A 21,114-nucleotide genomic window follows, 5' to 3' on the forward strand; every position below is an offset into this window, starting at 1 on the left:
CCAGCTGTTAAAAAAGAACGTCCAGCGCCAGTCGTTGCTCCTGTGATTCAACTTGTGCCAGCTAAGCTTGAAGATTTAAAACAAAAACAACGCGTTAATGTTAAGTTAGGTGCTACCCCAGTACCAGGTGTTGTGACTGATATTAATAAAGAAGATGTGCATGTTCAGTTAGATTCTGGCTTGTCCATCAAAGTACGTGCAGAGCACATACTATTATAGAAATTTAAGGAGTACTTGTTGATGCGAAAACTTACCTTGGCCGCGTCAATTGCCAGTTTATTTGTCGGCTTTTCGGCATGGGCAATTTCACCAACGATTCAAATCAGCGAGTTACCTAAACTAGCACAAGAGCCACAACATAAAGTGGCTAGCAAGCGAGTGACAACATTGTTCACTCGCTCGCATTATCATCGCTTTAATCTTGATAATGCATTTTCTGAACAAATATATTCCCGCTTTCTTGAGCAGCTTGATTATCGTCGAAATGTACTAACTGCGGCAGATATTGCGAGCTTTAGTCAGTATAAAGAACAGTTTGATAATATGGTCGAGTCTGGCGATATTAGCCCCGCCTTTGCTATGTATGAAGTTGTGCAACAACGTCGCTACGAACGTTTTGCTTATGCTTTATCTTTGCTCGATAAAGAGTTTGATTTTACCCAAGCAGGCGATGCTTATGAATTTGATCGCAAAGATGCACAATGGCCAAAAGATGAAGCTGAAGTTAATGAGCTTTGGCGTCAGCGGGTTAAGTATGATGCATTAAATCTCAAGTTGACTGGTAAAAAATGGCCTGAAATTGTTGAAGTGCTCGAGAAACGTTACAACAATGCCATTAAACGTTTAAGCCAAACCCAAAGCGAAGACGTATTTCAAACCGTAATGAATGCGTTTGCTCGCAGCGTTGAACCTCACACCAGTTACTTATCCCCACGTAATGCTGAACGTTTCCAAATGGAAATGAACCTAAGCTTAGAGGGCATTGGTGCTGTGTTGCAAATGGATGATGATTACACTGTTATCAAAAGTTTAGTGGCAGGAGGCCCTGCTGCCAACAGTGATAAATTATCGCCAGAAGATAAAATTGTTGGTGTTGGTCAAAAAGACGGTGGCATTGTTGATGTTATTGGCTGGCGTTTAGATGATGTGGTTGATTTGATCAAAGGTCCAAAGGGTAGCGAAGTTGTATTACAAATTTTACCCAAAAAAGGTGGCGCAAATGCTAAACCTTTTGAAGTGGTGATTACCCGTGACAAAATTCGTTTAGAAGATCGCGCAGCTACCTCAAAAGTAATTGAACCTAAAGAAGGTCAGTACGCCAATCGTAAAGTCGGTGTGATTCAAATCCCTGGATTTTACATGAATCTGTCGCAAGACGTGGCTAAAGAAATCGCTAAACTTGAAAAAGACAATGTTGAAGGCATTATTATTGACCTTCGTGGTAATGGTGGTGGGGCGTTAACTGAAGCCACATTATTGACCGGATTGTTTATTGATCAAGGGCCTGTTGTGCAAATTCGTGACGCCAATGGTGGTATTAATCAAAATCGTGATAATGATGGTATTAGTGCATACAGTGGTCCACTGACTGTGATGGTAGATCGTTACAGTGCATCTGCATCAGAGATTTTTGCTGCGGCTTTACAAGACTATGATCGCGCCTTGATTGTGGGTGAATCGACTTATGGTAAAGGCACGGTTCAGCAGCATAAAAGTTTAGGTCGAATTTATGACATGTATGAAAAACCAATTGGTCATGTTCAGTATACCATTGCCAAGTTTTACCGTATCAATGGTGGCAGCACACAACGTAAGGGTGTTACCCCAGATGTGCGCTTGCCTACTGCTTTAGAAGCGGGTGAATATGGTGAATCGGAAGAGAAAAATGCGCTTCCGTGGGATAAAGTTCCTGCTGCTCAATACACTACATTAGGCAATATTACGCCTATGTTGATAAGTTCTCTTGATGTTAAACATCAAGCGCGGATCAGCAATGACGAAGAGTTTAGTTATATTTATCAAGATATAGCTGAATTCAAAAAGCATCACAATGACAAAACTATCTCGCTTGTTGAAAGTGAACGTCTTGCTTCTCGTGAAGATGATGACAAGCGTGCACTTGATCGAGAAAATGCCCGAAGAGAGCACGATGGTTTAGCAATTGTTAAGTCACTAGATGATATAGAAAAGACCGATGACAGTAAGTTACCGGATGCCTTTTTAGATGAAACGGCTTATATCACGCTTGATATGGCGGATGCAGAGAAATTGGCAAAAACAAACTCAAAGTGATTTTGTGTGACAGTTAACAAACGCGCTTAGGCGCGTTTTTTCTTAATAATAACCTCAGCTCTGGATAATAAACGGTTGCAAATAGTCCTTCGCATCTCTAACTACGTTGTATCGACTTGCAGTAGGTTAACAGCGGTCGATTCGGCTTGTTAGTAAAATGACCTTTTTGAGGTGGAATAGGCAGTATATTGATATTTTATCCCATTTATCCAATCACTTAACCACGGCTGAAGTGAAATAAAAACAATACCAATTCGATAACGTTCCCACACAAGTTTAATCATATTGGCATGAGTACCATTGAAAAGGATCCTGTATGAACCAAGCGCAAGAGAAACACCTCAAAGATTATACTAAGCCTGCATTTACCATTTCTCATGTAGATTTAAACGTTATTCTTGATGGCAAGAATACTAAAGTAACGGCTGTTAGTAAGGTGATCCGTAATGGCCAACATCAGCATGATTTAGTGCTTGATGGTGAACAACTTTCTCTGAGCTCAGTCAAGCTTAATGGTACAACGGCAAACTATCGTCAACACGAAAGCCAATTAACGATCACCACTGAGCTAAATGAGTTTGAATTAGAGGTGGTTACTTTACTTGATCCTGAGGCAAATTCGAGCCTTGAAGGTCTTTACATGTCTGATGGTGCTTATTGCACGCAATGTGAAGCCGAAGGATTTCGTCGCATTACTTACTTCTTAGACAGACCCGATGTTTTGGCTATTTATACCGTGCGTATTGAAGCCGATAAACATGCTTTTCCTTTTTTGTTAAGTAACGGTAATTTAATTGATAAAGGCGAGATGCCACGTTCTGGACGTCACTTTGTTAAGTGGCATGATCCATTTCCAAAACCAAGTTACTTATTTGCCGTTGTCGCTGGTGACTTTGATTTGCTTAATGACAGCTATACCACTCAGTCTGGTCGCGAGGTGACGCTGCAAGTTTTTGTTGATAAAGGTAATTTACATAAAGCCGATCACGCGATGGCGTCATTGAAAAAATCGATGAAATGGGATGAAACCCGTTTTGGTCTTGAGTACGATCTCGACATCTATATGATTGTGGCAGTTGATTTTTTCAATATGGGAGCGATGGAAAATAAAGGTTTGAATGTGTTTAATACTAAATACGTTCTTGCTGATAAAGCCAGTGCTACTGACGAAGATTATCACGGCATTGAGTCAGTTGTTGGTCATGAGTACTTTCACAACTGGACGGGTAACCGAGTAACCTGTCGTGATTGGTTTCAACTGAGTTTAAAAGAAGGCTTAACCGTTTTTCGCGATCAAGAATTTAGCTCTGATGTGGGGTCTCGCGCTGTTAATCGTATCCAAGCCATTCGCGTGATGAAAAATCAACAGTTTGCTGAAGACACCGGTCCTATGTCTCATCCTATTCGTCCTGAAAGTGTGATTGAAATGAACAATTTCTACACAGTGACGGTTTATAACAAGGGTGCTGAAGTGATCCGCATGATGCACACTATTCTAGGTGAGGCCGGTTTTCAAGCGGGGATGAAGTGCTATTTTGAACGTCATGATGGTCAAGCTGTAACTTGCGATGATTTTGTTAATGCCATGCAAGATGCCAGCGGTAAAGACTTAACCTTATTCCGTCGTTGGTACAGCCAAGCGGGTACACCAGTCGTCACGGTCAAAGATCATTTCGATGCAGACAAGGGCGAATATCATTTAACTGTTACTCAGCAGGTGGTATCACAAGGTGTAAAGGGCCAAACACTGCATATACCTTTTAGTGTGGAGTTATTGGACCGAGCGGGACAGTCCATTGTCAATAAAGTACTGGATGTGACACAAGCCAGCCAAACATTTGTGTTTGATGGACTGGACAGTGCGCCTACAGCCTCCTTGCTTCAAGATTTTTCTGCACCGGTGAAACTCGTTTACGATTTTAGCATTGACCAGCTTGTTCATCTTATGCGCCATGCATCGAGTGAAGTTGCACGCTGGGAAGCATCGGTGCAATTAATCAGTCAAACCATCTGGGATAACGTTGCACAGTTACAACAGCAACAAGTAATGATGATTGACACCAGAGTGATAGAAGCCTTTAGAGGTGTTATTTTAGATGCTAATCTTGATCAAGCTTTAGTCGCTGAAATTCTGTCTATTCCGAGTGCTTCAGCACTTATTGAGCAGGTAGATCATGTAGATTTAGATGCATTGGCAAAAGCCAGAGAATTTGTTGTTGAAGAACTCGCCTCTGCTTGCGAAGATGAGCTGTTAGTGTGTTATCGAGCGCTGATATTAATCGATAATCCAGCTGCCAGAGCATTTAAAAATATTGCCTTATCATTATTATGCCAAGTCTCTGATACCCATGAATCGTTGGTTGAAAAACAATACTATTCAGCCAGAAATATGACCGACAGTTTAGGTGCTTTGAAAGCGGCCGCGATGGCGAAGTTAGCGTGTTTGCCTATGCTATTAAGTGACTTTGAGTCCACATGGAAATCAACCCCACTCGTAATGGATAAGTGGCTTACTTTACAAGCTTTAGTTAATAGTGACGATGTGATTGATCAGATTAAGACACTTACTAAACATAGCAGCTTTAGTTTCTCTAATCCTAATCGCATTCGGTCATTGATTGGAGCTTTTGCTGCGGCAAACACTTACCAATTTCATCGTGCCGATGGAGAAGGTTACCGTTATTTAACTAAAATTTTAGTTAAATTGAATAAATCTAATCCACAAGTTGCTTCGCGAATGATTACCCCATTAATTCAGTTTGCTAAATTTGACCAAGAACGTCAGCAATTAATGAAACAGTGTTTGGTCGAGTTAAAATCATTACCAGATTTGTCTAACGATTTATATGAGAAAGTGACTAAATCATTAGCTGAATAAAGTCTTAAATTACTATTTATCCAGTAGGATTAATCAGTCTGTTTAGTGTGTTAAAAAGGAGAGCTTGCTCTCCTTTTTATGGAGTGATTTATGGAGTTATTTTTTTCTCTTAACGTAAGTTATGAAGCTTTTTTGCCATATTACCAAGGGGTTGCAGAAAAAGTGCAAGTAAAGGACCACAAAGGTCGTGTATTGCACATCAATGGTAAGTATTTTAGACCTTATTTAACCCCTAATGGCATCCATGGCGAGTTTAAATTAGTCCTTTGCCCTGACGGGAATTTCAAATCCCTTAATAAATTATAGAGCATTTACTTCAAACGTTTGATTGATTAATCGTGTGTGAAGTAGCAAGCTGTTAACATTTATAAGTACATGAAAATAAACTTTTTTCGTTAGTGGTTAAATGATTGTATTTTTATCGCCTGTGTTAATTCAAATATAGGCAGGTTTTATTTAGCCATTTTTACCCCGACATCGTTAATTTTCTTAAACATTTTCTTTTTTTTGACCTTGCTCAATATAGTTAAATGCTGTAACAATGGTGTTGCCTGTGGGCTAACAAGATGTTGGTTAAATTCCTATAACAACTAATCCAACAGGTTACGGAGATGAACTAAAATGAATATTGTTAAAAAAAGATTTAACAAGTCGGCTCTCGCTTTGGGGGTGGTGTCGGCATTATGTTTGGGAATGAGCACTTCAGCCTCAGCTGCTTCTTTTCAATGGGGCGATGTACGAGGTACGTTTGACTCTACTTGGACCGCAGGTGCCAGTTGGCGTGTGTCAGATAGAGACTGGAGTGGTCAAATTGGTAAGGTGAATCAGCCACAATTTGATTGGTCAGGTTACTCAGCATTTGGTGGCGCATTTGGTTCAACCAAATATACGTCAGCCGAAATTTGGGCTCAGCCTGGCTCATATTCAAGCAACAATGACTTAAGTAACTTATTGTATGCAAAAGGTGATACGACTTCAGAGATCGTTAAAGGTCTTCATGAGTTATCACTTAAGTATGAAAACTACGGTTTGTTTTTACGTGGTATGTATTTTTATGATCGCAAACTCAATGATGGTGACTATGGATTTAATGACCCATTAACCGGTAAAGAGTTCGATCCTTGTGCAGACAGCAAAGCATCAGAAGTGCAATGTAAAGACATTCGCTTATTGGATGCATTTGTCTATGCCAACTGGGATTTAAACGACGGCGCGAATCCATTAAGCGTTCGTGTCGGTAATCAAGTGGTTTCTTGGGGGGAAAGTACCCTAATTTCTCATGGTATTGCTGAAATCAATGCTGTTGACTTAAACATTCTCAATGCGCCAGGTGCTGAACTTAAAGAAGCATTCCGTCCACAAGGGATGGTTTGGGCATCGTTAGGGTTATCTGAAAACTTAAACCTAGAAGCTTTTTATCAATATGATTGGCAGCCTATTTGGGTACCAACGCCCGGTTCAAACTTTGCGACTAATGATTTTGCGGGTTTTGGCGGATACAACCAGAATGCGCAGTTAGGTTTCAACTCTAATCCAGATATGAACCAAGATTTCCTTATTTCTGAATACACACGTCTATACGAAGCTGCCGCAGCCAGTGGATTTAATTCTGCTTATGCCGCTTATATGACAGCGTATTCAACTAAAGCAGCCTTAGTTCAGGATGCTGCAGACCCAAGTAATGATGGCCAATTTGGTGTTAAGTTAGGATATTACTCTCCAGAACTTGGCGAAACTGAGTTTGGTTTTTATTACATGAATTACCATAGTCGCCGCCCTCTTATCAGTGGTACAGCGTCTAATTTCACCACAGAGGCCATTGGTCGTGATTATGGTCGTTTAGCACAAAGCGGTGGCGTGATTGACCGTGATTTATTGCTGAGCATGGAAACCTTTACCAAGTCGCAAATTGTTTATCCTGAAGACATTCAGTTATATGGCTTCAGTTTCAACACTTTAGTAGGTGATACATCTGTTGCCGGTGAAATTTCTCACCGTGTAGATGAGCCATTACAAATTGATGATGTTGAATTACTTTTCTTAGCTATGCCTCAACAGCTAGCAAATGCAGGCATTCGTCCTGACTTAGATGGTATTTCACAAATGGATAATGTGGCGCCTGGCGAAACAGTTGATGGGTATATACTTACCGATACGACTCAAGCACAGATGACATTTACTCACCTATTTGGTCCAACACTTGGTTTAGACAACTTAACTATGCTTGCTGAAGTGGGTGGTGTGTGGATCCATGACATGCCTGGTTTTGACGAATTACGCTTAAATGGTCCAGGTACTGCGCGTTCTGGTGGCAATCCAGATATGCCTGGCATTATTGAAGCATTACATAATGGTCCAGAAACCAATCCATTCCCGACTGATTTTGCTTGGGGTTATCGTTTAGTGGCCAAAGCTGACTTTAACAACGTGTTTGCAGGTGTGAACATGTATCCAAGAGTCATTTTCTCTCATGACGTTGATGGCATTACGCCTGATCCAATGTTCCTGTTCACTGAAGGCAGAAAGTCTGTTGCTTTGGGTGTCAATTTTGATTATCAAAGTCGCTGGGGCGCAGATATTTCTTACAACAGCTTCTTTGGTGGTGTAGGAACAACAAATGCGATGACAGACAGAGATTATATTTCTTTCAACGTCAAGTATTCGATCTAAAAGGATAATTATAATGAAGAAACTGACGATATTATCGGCAGCAGTGATGATCGCACTAAGTGCACCTGCTGCGCTGGCGAAAGTATCACAAGCTGATGCAGATAAATTGGGTACAACATTAACCCCTCAAGGTGCAGAAAAAGCGGCAAATGCAGATGGTTCAATTCCTGCTTGGACTGGTGGTATCACTAAGCCTATTGCTGGTTACACCAAGGGTATGCATCATCCAGATCCGTTCCCAGATGACAAAAGCTTATTTACCATAACCAATGCAAATAAAGCCCAATATGCTGAGTTTTTAACTCCGGGTCAAAACAAACTATTTGAAGTCTATCCAGATACTTACAAAATGAATGTTTATCAGACTCGCCGTACAGCGGCTGTGCCTCAATATGTTTATGATGCAACTAAAGTCAATGCTGTTGGTGCTGAGTTAATTTCTGATGGTAATGGTATTAAAGGGGCCACAATTGGCGTTCCGTTTCCTATTCCTGCTAATGGCCTAGAAGTCATTTGGAATCATATTCTGCGTTTTCGCGGTGTAGATGTCGAAACGTATCGTAGCCAAGCTGCACCTATGGCGAATGGTTCTTATACTCTAGTTGAAAACTCTGAGGAAATTCGTTTCGAATATTCGCGTCCTGAGGTGACTTTAGAGAAACTTAAAGAAACCAACACCTTGTTTTACTTTAAGCAAGTTGTGACTCAACCAGCACGATTAGCCGGTACTGCATTGCTGGTTAAAGAAACCATGGACCAAGAGGCGCTTCCACGTCAAGCTTGGACCTATAACACAGGGCAACGTCGCGTTCGTAAAGCACCTAACGTCGCGTTTGATACTCCAGGTACTGTTTCTGATGGTCTAAGAACAACCGATGATTTTGATATGTTTAACGGTTCTCCAATGCGTTATAACTGGGAACTCGTAGGCAAAAAAGAAATTTATATTCCGTACAACGACTATCGATTACATTCAGACAAACTTAAGTATGACCAAATTTTAAAACCGGGTCATATCAATCCTGAATTTGTTCGTTATGAAAAACATCGTGTATGGGAAGTGAAGGCAACTTTAAAAGAGGGCATGCGTCATACCTATAAAACTCGCGTATTTTATATTGATGAAGATTCATGGCAAGTGGCAGTAACGGATATATATGACAACCGCGACGAGCTTTATCGTGTTGGTGTTGCTCATCTTATCAATTACTACGAAGTGCCTACGTTGTGGAGTACCTTAGAAGTATTCCATGACCTTCAATCACGCCGTTATTTAGCGATGGGTTTAGATAACGAAGGTCGTATGTATAATTTTGATGCATCACTTTCTGAAGCTAACTTCACACCAGACGCATTAAGACGTGCCGGTATTCGTTAATAGCCATAATAAAATGGGGCGCCTAGCGCCCCTATAAATTTTAAAGGAAGTTTGTATGACGTTTAGCATGCTTCGCAGTATTGTGGCGATTGGGATTAGTGCATGTTTATATACTGCTTCAGTAGATGCCCAACTCGATCCGCTTTCAGTTCAAATTCAACCCTTAGCTCAATCCTCTTTATTACTTGATATTGCCAATGCGGGCGACAAACTTGTTGCCGTCGGTCAACGTGGCAATGTGTTGATATTAGAAAATAATCAATGGCATCAAGTCGCCACTCCCGTTTTGTCCCAGTTAACCAAAGTGTTTTTTTTCGATGACAAACAAGGTTGGGCTGTCGGTCATGATGCCACGATTATTCACACCCAAGATGGTGGTGAGACCTGGTCAGTGCAGATGCAATCAGCTGAAATTGAGAAGCCATTTTTAGATGTACGCTTCTACACTCCTTTAGATGGTATTGCGGTTGGGGCGTATGGATTATTTTATCGCACCGCTGATGGCGGTAAAACTTGGCAAGATGAGTTTCACCAAGAATTGCTCTTTGAAGATGATGTTGCTTATTTAAATGACCTTAAAGCAGAAGATGAAGCCTTATATTTATCGGAGCGTGCGTCTTTATTACCTCACTTTAACCGTTTGATTCGTCTTGAAGATAAACGCTTATTATTGGTCGGTGAGCTTGGTATGGTGGCGGTATCTGATGATAATGGCCATACATTTACTAAAACCAATTTTGACTATGATGGCTCGATGTTCAATGCTATTTCGGTTGGTGATGATGTTTATGTAATGGGACTTCGTGGTCATGTATTTAAGTCAGATTTAAGTTTATCTGCATGGGAAGAAGTAGAGCTACCGGTTCAATCATCAATCAATGGTGCACTTGTTACATCTAATAATGACCTATACCTAGTCGGTAATGCTGGAATTGTATTATCAGTTGATGATGGTAGAGCAACTATTGTTGCTAGGCGTCAAGGTGAAAACATTGTGGCTATTGCTAAAGACAGTAAAGGCCAATTATGGTTTGCCGGTTCTAAGGGACTGTTTCAGCTTGATTAACCTTTTGGTTAAATTGGACAATTAAAACAACAATAATAAGGCCGAAAAGATGTTAGAAAAACTGGTCAATGGATTTGAATCTCATTTATTTCGTAATCGAAAATGGGTCATAATTTCATTTATTTTTATTACTATTTTTTTAGGTTACCAAGCCAGCCAACTAAAAATGGATGCGGCTTTCAGTAAAAATATTCCTCTTAATCACTCTTATATGCAAACCTATACCAAGCATCAGAAAGACTTTGGTGGTGCCAACAGCATTATGGTTGCAGTTGAAGATACGAGCGGCAATATATTTAATCCGGAATTTTTTGATGCACTCAAAAATGTCCACGATCAATTATTCTTTATTCCTGGGGTAGAGCGTTCACAGGTTAAGTCACTTTTTTCGCCTTCAACGCGTTTTACCGAAGTCGTTGAAGATGGTTTTGCTGGCGGCCCAGTTATCCCTGCTGATTTCAGTAACGATGAGTATGGCCTTAAAGTGGTACGAGACAATATCGAAAAGGCTGGCATTGTAGGTCGTCTTATCGGTAATGATTATACTTCTGCCATGGTATCGGCCCAATTGATGGAGTTTGATCCGCAAACGGGTGAAGCCATTGATACAATTGCATTTGCCAATCAACTTGAGCAAGAGCTTCGCGGTAAGTTTGAAACCGATAAGATTAAAATTCATATCATTGGCTTTGCTAAAATGGCTGGTGATGTAGCAGAAGGCGCCAAAGGCGTACTGTTGTTTTTCTTAATCGCCATAGCCATTACTGCAGTGATGGTGTATCTATTTTCCAAATCGATAGTGCTGACTATTTTACCATTGATGTGTAGTTTGGTTGCGGTATTTTGGCAATTAGGCTTATTGACGGTTATCGGATTTGGCTTAGACCCAATGTCGATTTTGGTGCCATTTTTGGTATTTGCCATTGGTGTCAGTCACGGGGTACAGATGATCAATGCTGTGCGTCGTCGCGTGCTAGATGGCCAGACGACGAAAGCGGCATCTGCATCGGCTTTTCGCAGCTTGTTAGTGCCGGGCGGCGTTGCGTTACTATCTGATACAGTGGGTTTTTTAACCTTACTTTCGATTGATATTGGTATTATTCGAGAGCTGGCAATTTCTGCATCATTAGGTGTTGCAGTGATTATTCTCACTAATCTTATTTTGCTTCCTTTAGTGATTTCATATTTCGAATTGCCGACTAAGCAGGATAACCCACAGAAACGTCAAAAAATAGAAAATATTTGGCGTTGGTTGTCTAAGTTTGCCACTCCGAAATATGCTGTAGTGGTATTGATTTCAACAGCAATCCTTTATGCCGTTGGTTTTCAGCAAGCGTCAAAAATGCAAATTGGTGATTTACAGGGTGGGGCGCCAGCGCTGCATCAAGACTCTCGCTATAACCAAGATACTTTCTTCATTACCAAACATTTCTCTATAACAACCGACGTTATGTCTGTGATTGTAGAAGCCACTCCTGAAGCTTGTACATATCATTCTGTGTTATCGCAGATAGATCAGTTTGAGTGGATGATGGCTAATACACCTGGGGTTGAGTCAACCGCGAGTTTGGCATCGATTGCCAAAAAAGTGAATGCCGGTTTTAACGAAGGTAACCCTAAGTGGGAGATTTTACCGCGCACCACAGCCAGTCTAGTTCAAGCCGTGGGTCAAGTTCCAACCACATCGGGTTTATTAAATAGCAACTGCTCTGTTATGCCGGTTTACTTGTTCTTAAAAGACCATAAAGCAGAAACCATTGAGGTGGTTGTTGATAAAGTTAAAGCTGTTGCTGCTGAGCTTAACTCCGACACGTTACAATTTAAGCTAGCTTCGGGTCCGGTTGGCGTTATGGCTGCAACCAATGAAGCTGTAAGTGAAGCTCAGCTGCCAATGATGTTGTACGTTTACGGTGCAGTGTTTGTCTTATGTTTAATTAGCTTTAAGTCACTCAAGGCAACGATAGCAGTGATTATCCCACTTTATGTGGTATCGACGTTAGCACAAGCCTTAATGACTTTGCTCGATATTGGTCTAGCAGTCAGTACCTTACCTGTTATCGCCTTAGGGGTGGGTATTGGTGTTGATTACGGGATTTATATCTTATCGACCATGTCCAACAAGCTCAGTAATGGCATGCCTGTGCAACAAGCGTATTTCGAAGCATTGGTTGAGCGTGGCAGTGCGGTGATATTTACCGGGCTAACTTTAGCGATTGGAGTGAGTACTTGGTTCTTCTCCGACCTTAAATTCCAAATGGATATGGGAATTTTGCTGACTTTCATGTTTTTAGTGAATATGTTGGGGGCAATTATTATTCTTCCCGCACTTTCAGCTATGTTTTGGAGAAAAAAGTAACTAAAACATGCAATTAAACAAAAAAGGGAGCTTAGCTCCCTTTTTTGTTTTGCATAGTTACTCTATGCAAACGACTTAAATGTCATTTTAAGTACCAATCTATGCTGTCGAGTGGATTTATAGAGGATGTACCACTAAAATTTTCCTCGATATAGCAGCAATTTAGTAATAAACTTTGCATCAGATCTCAATTATGAGTTTCTTTTGTTAAACTAAAAACAGTTATTTACGTGATACACACAAAATGACTCGGACCTACAGAATCAACAAGCCGAAGCATCCATATAATGATAAGAGCGCTGCCATAGACGCTTAAGGAATCTGCAACATGGCCTTGAAAGATGCAATGCCTTCAGTACTACTGGAAAATGTAGTCAATTTAATTCACACAAAAATCCCTCATTCTCAAGCCAAACAAGTTGAGCAATTTGCTAATTGCCTCTACGCCCATATGTCAAAAGACGATCTCAATGCTCGTAATGACAGTGATTTATATGGTGCCGTATTGAGCCTTTGGAATGCGCTGAATAAAACCGCGCAGGACGAAACTCACATCCGAGTGTTTAATCCTAGCCAAGCAAAACATGGCTGGCAGTCAACTCACAGCATTATTGAGATTATTCAACTTGATATGCCTTTTTTGGTTGACTCGCTCTCAATGGCGTTAAATCGAATGGGCATTACCGCTCATGTGATGTTGCATACGCCATTAGCGGTCGTGCGTGCTGCTAACAACAATGTCACTGATGTGTCATTTGTTAATGAAGCTACAGAAGGCAGCAATAATGTTGCGGTTTTCTTAGTCGAAATTGACAAGCAAAATAGTGATGCCGACATCAAGGCGATTGAGAAAGAGATTCAATCTGTCTTAGCGGATGTATCAGCATCGGTCAATGATTGGCAATTAATGTCAGACACATTAACCGATACCATTAAACAGTTACCTTCACGGCCATTTCCTGGTGAAAAAGCGGAACTTCAAGAGTCTGTTGATTTCTTAAACTACTTGAACAACCACCATTTCACTTTGCTCGGTTATCGCTATTATGATTTAAAACGCGTTGAAGGTGATGTTGAGCTTGTCCCTAATATTGAATCTAGCTTAGGACTAATGAACCGTTCAAAAACCTCACACAGTGAGCGCGGTTTGTTACTTTCAAGTTTATCTGATTCTGCCCGCAAAGAGGCATTAGATGAAAGCTTACTTGTTCTGACCAAAAGCTCTGCCAAAAGCCGTGTGCATCGTCCAGCTTACGTAGATTATATTGGCGTTAAACGCTTTGACAAAAAAGGCAACGTAATTGGTGAAGATCGCTTCATCGGTTTATATGCTTCTAATCTTTATAACCGTAGTCCACGCGAGATCCCATTGTTGGGTGAAAAAGTTCAGCGCATTCTTGATAACTCAGGTCTAGCGCCGCGCTCTCATGACTATAAAGCGTTAATGAACATCCTTGAAAACTTACCTCGTGATGAGCTAATCCAAGCTAAAGACCATGAGCTGTCTAATATCGCTTATGGCATATTGGAAATGCAAGATCGCGATAAGTTAAAGTTGTTTGTTCGTAAAGATGGCTATGGCCGCTTCTTATCGTGTTTAGTGTATGTGTCTAAAGACCGTTATAACACTAAGTTACGCCAAGATACTCAACGCATTCTAGCGCAACACTTCAAGAGCAATGAAGATGTTGAGTTCACAACGTATTTTTCTGAGTCTACTCTGGCTCGAACTCATTATATTATCAAAGTTGATAATAACAATATGGATGTTGATGTGGCCGCTATTGAAAAAAATCTTATCGAAGCCGCTCGCTCGTGGGATGATAAATTGCACACAGCGTTAAATAATACTGTTGGTGAACAAGCTGGTACAGGACTGACAAAACGTTATTTAAATGCTTTCCCACCTAGCTATAAAGATGATGTTCTTCCAAGCTCAGCTGTAGTTGATATGCAGCATCTAGAAGCATTGGATGATGAACATAAGTTAGGCATGTTATTTTATCAGCCACAAGAAACAGCATTAAACGACAATAAAGTGCGTTTAAAATTGTTCCATAAAGACGAGCCAATTCACTTGTCTGACGTATTACCAATGCTAGAAAACTTTGGTTTACGTGTGATCAACGAACGCCCATACGAAGTGAAAACTAATGATGGTGCTACGTTCTGGATCTTAGACTTCTTAATGACAGTGCAAGGCGCAGCGACAGAAAACCTTGCTGATAGTCAAGATCGTTTCCAAACAGCCTTGTTACAAGTGTGGCAAAAGAAGTTAGAAGACGATGGCTTCAACCGCATGGTACTTTCAACGGGCTTAAGTGGCCGTGAAGTGTCTATTCTCCGTGCATATGCTAAGTACATGCGCCAAATTGACGCTACATTCAGTCAGTCTTACATTGAAGAAACCTTTAGCCGCTATCCAAAACTTGCGGATTTATTGGTTAAGATGTTCATTCGTAAGTTCAATCCTAAGCTAAAGACCCGCACCTTGAGTAAATTCCTCGAGCAAGTGAATATTCAGCTTGATGACGTTTCAAGTTTAGATGATGACCGAATTATTCGACGTTATTTAGATTTAATTAATGCCACGTTGCGTACTAACTTCTATCAAACTGCGATTGGTGGCAAATCAAAGGATTATATCTCATTTAAATTTGCACCGAGCTTAATTCCAGAAATGCCTAAGCCGATGCCTAAGTTTGAGATCTTTGTGTATTCACCTCGTGTTGAAGGTGTCCATCTACGTGGCGGTAAAGTGGCTCGTGGTGGTTTACGCTGGTCAGATCGTCGCGAAGATTTCCGTACTGAAGTGTTAGGCTTAGTAAAAGCACAACAAGTGAAAAACACCGTGATTGTGCCTGTAGGCGCAAAAGGTGGATTTGTGTGTAAGCAACTGCCAACAGAGGGTGGCCGTGAGGCTTTATTCACCGAAGGGCAAGAGTGTTACCGCATCTTTATTCGCGCATTATTAGACATTTCTGACAACATAATTAACGGTGAAGTTGTTCCGCCTGCAGATGTTGTCCGTCATGATGAAGACGATCCTTATTTAGTGGTTGCAGCCGACAAAGGCACCGCGACTTTCTCAGATATCGCTAACGCGATTGCGATCGAATACAACTTCTGGTTAGGCGATGCGTTTGCCTCTGGTGGTAGTAATGGTTATGACCACAAGAAAATGGGGATTACCGCACGTGGAGCTTGGGAATCGGTTAAACGCCATTTCCGTGAAATTGGCGTAGATTGCCAAACCACTCCATTTAGCTGTGTGGCGATTGGTGATATGGCGGGTGATGTATTTGGTAACGGTATGTTGTTATCTGAGCAAACTCAATTGGTTGCTGCATTTAACCATATGCATATCTTTATCGACCCAACGCCAAAAATTGCCGAAAGCTATGCTGAACGTCAGCGTTTGTTTGTCTTGCCACGCTCAAGCTGGGAAGATTATAACGCGAAACTGATTTCTAAAGGCGGCGGGATCTTCTTACGCTCTGCCAAGTCAATTAAATTGACCCCAGAAATTAAGCAGATGTTAGCGACTGATAAAGACACCATGAACCCAACGGAACTAATGAAAGAACTACTGAAAATGCCAGTAGACTTGATTTGGAATGGTGGTATCGGGACTTATGTTAAGTCGAGCAAAGAATCTCATGCTGAAGTTGGCGATCGTGCTAATGACACTTTACGCGTTAACGGTAAAGAAATTCGCGCCAAAATTATTGGTGAAGGCGGTAACTTAGGTTGTACCCAATTAGGCCGTATTGAATACTGCGCTAATGGTGGCCGTATGAACACCGACTTTGTTGATAACGTTGGTGGTGTTGATTGCTCAGACAACGAAGTTAACATTAAAATTTTCTTGAATACCTTGGTGGCAGAAGGCGAGTTAACGGTTAAACAACGTAACCGTCTACTTGAAGACATGACAGACCAAGTTAGCGAGATTGTCATTCAAGACTGTAAAGATCAGACTCGTACTATCTCTGTGACTCAAGTCGATGGCGTGTCGCAGTTGAAAGAGCAGATTCGTTTTATTCAATATCTTGAAAAAGACGGCAAGCTTGATCGCGCGCTTGAGTTTTTACCTACTGATGACGATTTAGCTGAACGGTTAGCCAATGGACGCGCGTTAACTCGCCCTGAAATATCGGTATTAGTTGCGTACGCTAAAATGGTATTGAAAGAGCAATTAGTGACTCCTGAAATCACTGAGGATGCATTTTTAAGTAAATTGCTAGTGGCTTATTTCCCTAAAAAGCTTCAAGCAAAATACGCTAATAAAATGACCGCTCATCCTCTTCGGGGTGAGATTATTGCTACATCATTAGCCAACGAGTTAGTTAATGATATGGGCTTTAATTTTGTACAACGTATGCAAGATGAGACCGGTGCAACAGTTGCTGAAGCCGCCATTTGTTACACTATGGCCCGAGAAATCTTTGGCCTTGATGACTTAACCACTTCAATTACTGATTTAAGTGGCGTCATCCCTGCAGTGGTGCAGGGTGAAATGTTGCATCAATTACGTCGCAGTATGCGTCGCGCGTGTCGTTGGTTTATCCGCCATCGTAATCGTGCTCATGATATTGACCAAACTATTGCGTTCTTTAAGCCAGTGTTTGAACAGCTTAAAGCCAATGTTGACCAATACATGATAGATGCTGAAGTGAAAGTAATTTCTGCTGAGATTGCTGCGCTAACCACCGAAAATGTTCCTCAAGCTGTTGCACAAGTTGTGGCTAAAATGAGTACATTATTCTCAGCGTTAGACATTGCACAAATTGCTCAAATCGAGAACAAGTCAGTTGAACTGGTATCTGAAACTTACTTTAAACTCGGTGCAAAAGTTGAGTTACATTGGTTCTTAGAACAAATCAGTGCTCAACCTGTTGCTAACCATTGGCAAGCACTTGCCCGTGCAGCATTCAGAGAAGAACTTGATTGGCAGCAACGTGCATTAAGTTCTGCTGTATTACGTACTTGTACCGAGACTTGTGATGCAGATAGTGTGATTAATCAGTGGATTGAACAAAATAAGCCTTTACTCGAAAGATGGTATCACATGCTAGCGGATTTCAAGGTTTCTCAAACCCATGAATTTGCGAAGTTCTCAGTCGCCTTACGGGAACTGAACTTACTGATTTTACATTGCGTAGGTCAGAAGTAGTTTTTATAATGTGAATAAGCCCTGGCGATTGCCGGGGCTTTTTTTAGGTCTAGGAGAAAACATGTTTTACAAACTTGCACAGAAAGTAATGTTTCAGATGGACCCTGAGTTAGCTCATAATCTAGCGATTGGTAGCTTGAAAATTACCGGAAATAACCCATTAAACTGTTTCTATCGTCAACAGGTTAAATCCGCTCCTGTAACCTGTATGGGTCTGACGTTTCCTAATCCTGTTGGCTTAGCTGCGGGATTAGATAAAGACGGCGAGTCAATTGATGCTTTTCATGCGATGGGGTTTGGCCATGTTGAAGTCGGAACCGTAACACCACGTCCGCAACCGGGTAACGATCAACCAAGATTATTTCGATTAAAACCTGCTAAAGGGATTATTAATCGGATGGGTTTTAACAATAAAGGTGTGGATAATCTGGTTCGTAATTTAATGGCCAAAAAGTCTGACATTATGGTTGGTGTGAATATAGGTAAAAACAAAGATACTCCAGTAGAGCAGGGTAAGGATGACTACTTGATCTGCATGGATAAAGTGTACCCATACGCCAGTTATATTGCGGTGAATATCTCTTCACCAAACACCCCAGGTTTACGTTCAATGCAATACGGTGAGTTACTTGACGACTTACTCAGTTCAATTAAAGCGAAACAAACAGAATTAACCGCTAAACATGGCAAATATGTCCCGGTTGCGCTCAAGATTGCGCCTGATTTAAGCTCAGACGAGATTAAAGCGATTGCGGATTCGTTACTGAGTAATCAGTTTGATGGTGTGATTGCGACTAATACAACATTAAGCCGAGATACTGTTACTGGTTTAAAACATGCCGAAGAAATGGGCGGTTTAAGCGGTAAGCCTTTGACTGATTTATCGACTCAAGTGATCAAACAATTAGCGATCTGTTTGCAAGGTAAGATCCCGATCATTGGTGTTGGTGGGATCAATAGTGCCGCAGATGCGATAGCTAAGTTTGATGCAGGCTCAACTATGGTGCAGATATACTCAGGTTTTATTTATAAAGGACCTAAATTAGTTGATCAGATCGCAAAGGCATATTGTTCAAAATAGCGCCTAAAACAGCTTTGCATTGATCAAAAATCATGCCGCGATCGAAATTTTGATCGTTCGATCGCGCTAACACTCTGAAATTTATGTTATAATTTATAATTAAATTTTGATATTGAGTGAAAAATCATCTAATATATAAGCGTGTTCAATATTTAGGTGTAAATAGTCATGTTATTAATGCCAAATAAGGACTGGCATTGGGAATACAATGAAAGCTTGAAGCAATTAAGTATTTCGTTGGGTTCTGAGATGGAGTTCTTAACGCCATATAAGACAAAATTGTTAATTCCAGATGCTCTTAAGGCAGCTGAATTTAACCTTGAACACGCCAAATTTTACATTAAAATGCTCGAAACCCTTCCTAAAGTGTTGCATATCTCTGATGCAGGTATTGTACAAACTGCACTGAACGCAACTGCCGCGCATTTTTTATTACAATCACAAATGCCTAAATCTTGGTTTTTTGACGTCAGTGATGAGTGTGTTTATTGTGATGTGGGTAAGTTGTTTCAGCTCAACTGCGGCTACTCTAAAGTATTGGCGTTAGTTATTGCAAATGGCTTACAAGCAGCAACTGTGATGATTTTGTCACAATACTGTCAGCTATCTGAAAATAAATCATTAGCACAATTTGATATCATAAAAGTGATGCATAATCGTTTACATCCACTGCGTAAAGCTAAGCAAGTTGTCGCGGCATAAAAGAGTTGAATAGATAAGACACTCGACTCAATTTGTTCACTAGCTAGCATGTGCGGTTAGCGTATAAAAATAGTGCGAGTCTACTTCTATTGATAAACTTGCTAAAGTTTAATCCGCATGTATTATTCAAATCGCTATTTTATCAGGCGCGTCCGCCTCAATATTAAGCATTCATCGCTTATTTAGCCCTTTATTTGGCCTGTTATTCGAGCCGATTTTTAATCAACAATACTTAATCTAGTGCAATGGAATGACTCTAAGGCATAAATTACTGACTCTTATTAGTCGGTTTAAGTGCCGGTAACAAGACGATTAACCAAATCAAACCGTAAACAGCAAATCCAACCATCATCCACTGCGCCATACTGACAGACAACCATGACCAAGGTGAGTCGCTACACATGCCTGTCGGTGAAAAGACGGAAGGTAACCAAGTGTCTAACGGCATAAAGCTTGGGAACTCAGGATAAAAGGAACACGTTTCAAATGGTGATGGATTAACTTGCATCTGGTTTAGCTCATAGGCTAATTTAAATCCCCAAATAGCTGATACTCCCCAGCTAACGATTCCGACCAAGCGTAAAAACCACACTTTGGGTTGTAGTATACCCACAAGCCCAGTCAATATAAGACCCAATACCGCTACACGAATGTAAATACACATCACACACGGAGCGAGATCCATTCCATATTGAAAAAAGAGTGCCGCCAACTCTAGTCCTATGGCGGAGAATAACAATAAACCCCAAGAAAGACGGCTATGACTAAACTGCTGTAATGGTGACAATGTCGGATTCCTAAGTGTGTGAATAGATAAAAAAACACCCTCAAATGAGGGTGTTTAAACAAACTATAGTGACTTTAAAATAATTTATCAGCTAAGTCCATTAAGCTGATGTAATTAATGTCCCATTGCCGCGCCACTTAAGTCTTTAGCTGAGTGGTGAATAATTAATTGGCTCTCATATAATGTGTTAGTCATGTCGGTTAAGAAACCTGTCTCAATCGCCATTACCCCCACAATCGATAGCACGATAGTATAGGGTAGTGCCATCCACACCATGCGGCCATAAGACAAGCGAATAAGTGGCGCAATAGCAGATGTTAACAAGAATAAGAATGCCGCTTGACCGTTTGGTGTCGCAACCGAAGGTAGGTTAGTACCGGTATTAATTGCTACAGCTAGTAAGTCAAATTGGTCTCGAGTAATTTGGCCACTCATTAACGCAGATTTTACTTCATTAATGTAGACTGTACCCACAAACACGTTATCACTCACCATAGACAGTAAGCCGTTAGCAATGTAGAAAATAACTAGCTGCATATTGCCTTCATAACTCAATGCCCATTGGATCACTGGAGCGAATAAATCTTGATCAATGATGACACCTGCAACTGGGCGGGACAACCATCAATGTGTGGTGGCTAAAATAAAAAGGACGGGGTTATTTAATTCCAGGGTATGCTCTTGAAAATAACCCCGTCCCCTCTAACTTCGTTTGAACCAAAATTCGG

The 21,114-nt window shown here is 40.9% G+C and carries 11 protein-coding genes and 2 pseudogenes; 11 read left to right on the forward strand and 2 right to left on the reverse strand.

The features are described from left to right. From H5185_RS14760 to H5185_RS14810, 11 genes and pseudogenes are all read left to right on the forward strand, one after another. Positions 1 to 219 (forward strand): annotated as a pseudogene (locus H5185_RS14760) (RNA chaperone ProQ); the annotation flags it as partial. A gap of 21 nt (positions 220 to 240) precedes the next feature. Then, positions 241 to 2,292, forward strand: a complete 2,052-nt coding sequence (gene prc, locus H5185_RS14765) for a carboxy terminal-processing peptidase (RefSeq protein ID WP_165870072.1) — start codon at positions 241 to 243, stop codon at positions 2,290 to 2,292. 316 nt (positions 2,293 to 2,608) lie between these two features. Beyond that, positions 2,609 to 5,170 (forward strand): aminopeptidase N, encoded by a 2,562-nt coding sequence (pepN, locus tag H5185_RS14770; protein ID WP_182742477.1) that lies wholly within the window; start codon positions 2,609 to 2,611, stop codon positions 5,168 to 5,170. 90 nt (positions 5,171 to 5,260) lie between these two features. Further along, positions 5,261 to 5,476 carry a DUF2835 domain-containing protein gene (locus H5185_RS14775; RefSeq protein ID WP_182742478.1) on the forward strand — a complete coding sequence of 72 codons (216 nt, stop codon included), beginning with the start codon at positions 5,261 to 5,263 and terminating at the stop codon, positions 5,474 to 5,476. Positions 5,477 to 5,791: 315 nt separating this feature from the next. After that, positions 5,792 to 7,840: a DUF1302 domain-containing protein gene (locus H5185_RS14780; protein ID WP_124015897.1), complete on the forward strand. Its 2,049-nt coding sequence runs from the start codon at positions 5,792 to 5,794 to the stop codon at positions 7,838 to 7,840. Between the two features lie 13 nt (positions 7,841 to 7,853). Continuing rightward, complete coding sequence (locus H5185_RS14785; protein ID WP_124015898.1) at positions 7,854 to 9,218, forward strand: DUF1329 domain-containing protein; 1,365 nt, start codon at positions 7,854 to 7,856, stop codon at positions 9,216 to 9,218. Between the two features lie 55 nt (positions 9,219 to 9,273). Beyond that, entirely contained in the window at positions 9,274 to 10,284 is a 1,011-nt protein-coding gene (locus H5185_RS14790) for a YCF48-related protein (RefSeq protein ID WP_182742479.1), read from the forward strand. Positions 10,285 to 10,333: 49 nt separating this feature from the next. Beyond that, a complete protein-coding gene (locus tag H5185_RS14795) occupies positions 10,334 to 12,640 on the forward strand; it encodes an RND family transporter (protein ID WP_182742480.1) in 2,307 nt (768 codons plus the stop codon). Positions 12,641 to 12,968: 328 nt separating this feature from the next. Beyond that, positions 12,969 to 17,816: an NAD-glutamate dehydrogenase gene (locus H5185_RS14800; RefSeq protein ID WP_124015901.1), complete on the forward strand. Its 4,848-nt coding sequence runs from the start codon at positions 12,969 to 12,971 to the stop codon at positions 17,814 to 17,816. 61 nt (positions 17,817 to 17,877) lie between these two features. After that, positions 17,878 to 18,897, forward strand: a complete 1,020-nt coding sequence (gene pyrD / locus H5185_RS14805; RefSeq protein ID WP_182742481.1) for a quinone-dependent dihydroorotate dehydrogenase — start codon at positions 17,878 to 17,880, stop codon at positions 18,895 to 18,897. A gap of 168 nt (positions 18,898 to 19,065) precedes the next feature. Further along, entirely contained in the window at positions 19,066 to 19,599 is a 534-nt protein-coding gene (locus H5185_RS14810) for a cell division protein ZapC (protein ID WP_124015903.1), read from the forward strand. Between the two features lie 268 nt (positions 19,600 to 19,867). On the opposite strand, the gene dsbB is transcribed toward H5185_RS14810, so the two are convergent. Both dsbB and H5185_RS14820 read right to left on the reverse strand, forming a co-directional pair. Beyond that, positions 19,868 to 20,386: a disulfide bond formation protein DsbB gene (gene dsbB, locus H5185_RS14815; RefSeq protein ID WP_182697161.1), complete on the reverse strand. Its 519-nt coding sequence runs from the start codon at positions 20,384 to 20,386 to the stop codon at positions 19,868 to 19,870. Positions 20,387 to 20,500: 114 nt separating this feature from the next. Then, positions 20,501 to 20,995 (reverse strand): annotated as a pseudogene (locus H5185_RS14820) (sodium/proton antiporter); the annotation flags it as partial. Positions 20,996 to 21,114 lie beyond the last annotated feature (119 nt).

Origin of the sequence: Shewanella sp. SG44-6 (assembly GCF_014164185.1) — a bacterium.
GTDB lineage: Bacteria > Pseudomonadota > Gammaproteobacteria > Enterobacterales > Shewanellaceae > Shewanella > Shewanella vesiculosa.

Excerpts from the sequence above, each read along its gene's own strand:
- prc (WP_165870072.1), top strand. The coding sequence starts at position 241 with ATGCGAAAACTTACCTTGGCCGCGTCAATTGCCAGTTTATTTGTCGGC.
- pepN (WP_182742477.1), top strand. The coding sequence starts at position 2,609 with ATGAACCAAGCGCAAGAGAAACACCTCAAAGATTATACTAAGCCTGCA.
- H5185_RS14775 (WP_182742478.1), top strand. The coding sequence starts at position 5,261 with ATGGAGTTATTTTTTTCTCTTAACGTAAGTTATGAAGCTTTTTTGCCA.
- H5185_RS14780 (WP_124015897.1), top strand. The coding sequence starts at position 5,792 with ATGAATATTGTTAAAAAAAGATTTAACAAGTCGGCTCTCGCTTTGGGG.
- H5185_RS14785 (WP_124015898.1), top strand. The coding sequence starts at position 7,854 with ATGAAGAAACTGACGATATTATCGGCAGCAGTGATGATCGCACTAAGT.
- H5185_RS14790 (WP_182742479.1), top strand. The coding sequence starts at position 9,274 with ATGACGTTTAGCATGCTTCGCAGTATTGTGGCGATTGGGATTAGTGCA.
- H5185_RS14795 (WP_182742480.1), top strand. The coding sequence starts at position 10,334 with ATGTTAGAAAAACTGGTCAATGGATTTGAATCTCATTTATTTCGTAAT.
- H5185_RS14800 (WP_124015901.1), top strand. The coding sequence starts at position 12,969 with ATGGCCTTGAAAGATGCAATGCCTTCAGTACTACTGGAAAATGTAGTC.
- pyrD (WP_182742481.1), top strand. The coding sequence starts at position 17,878 with ATGTTTTACAAACTTGCACAGAAAGTAATGTTTCAGATGGACCCTGAG.
- H5185_RS14810 (WP_124015903.1), top strand. The coding sequence starts at position 19,066 with ATGTTATTAATGCCAAATAAGGACTGGCATTGGGAATACAATGAAAGC.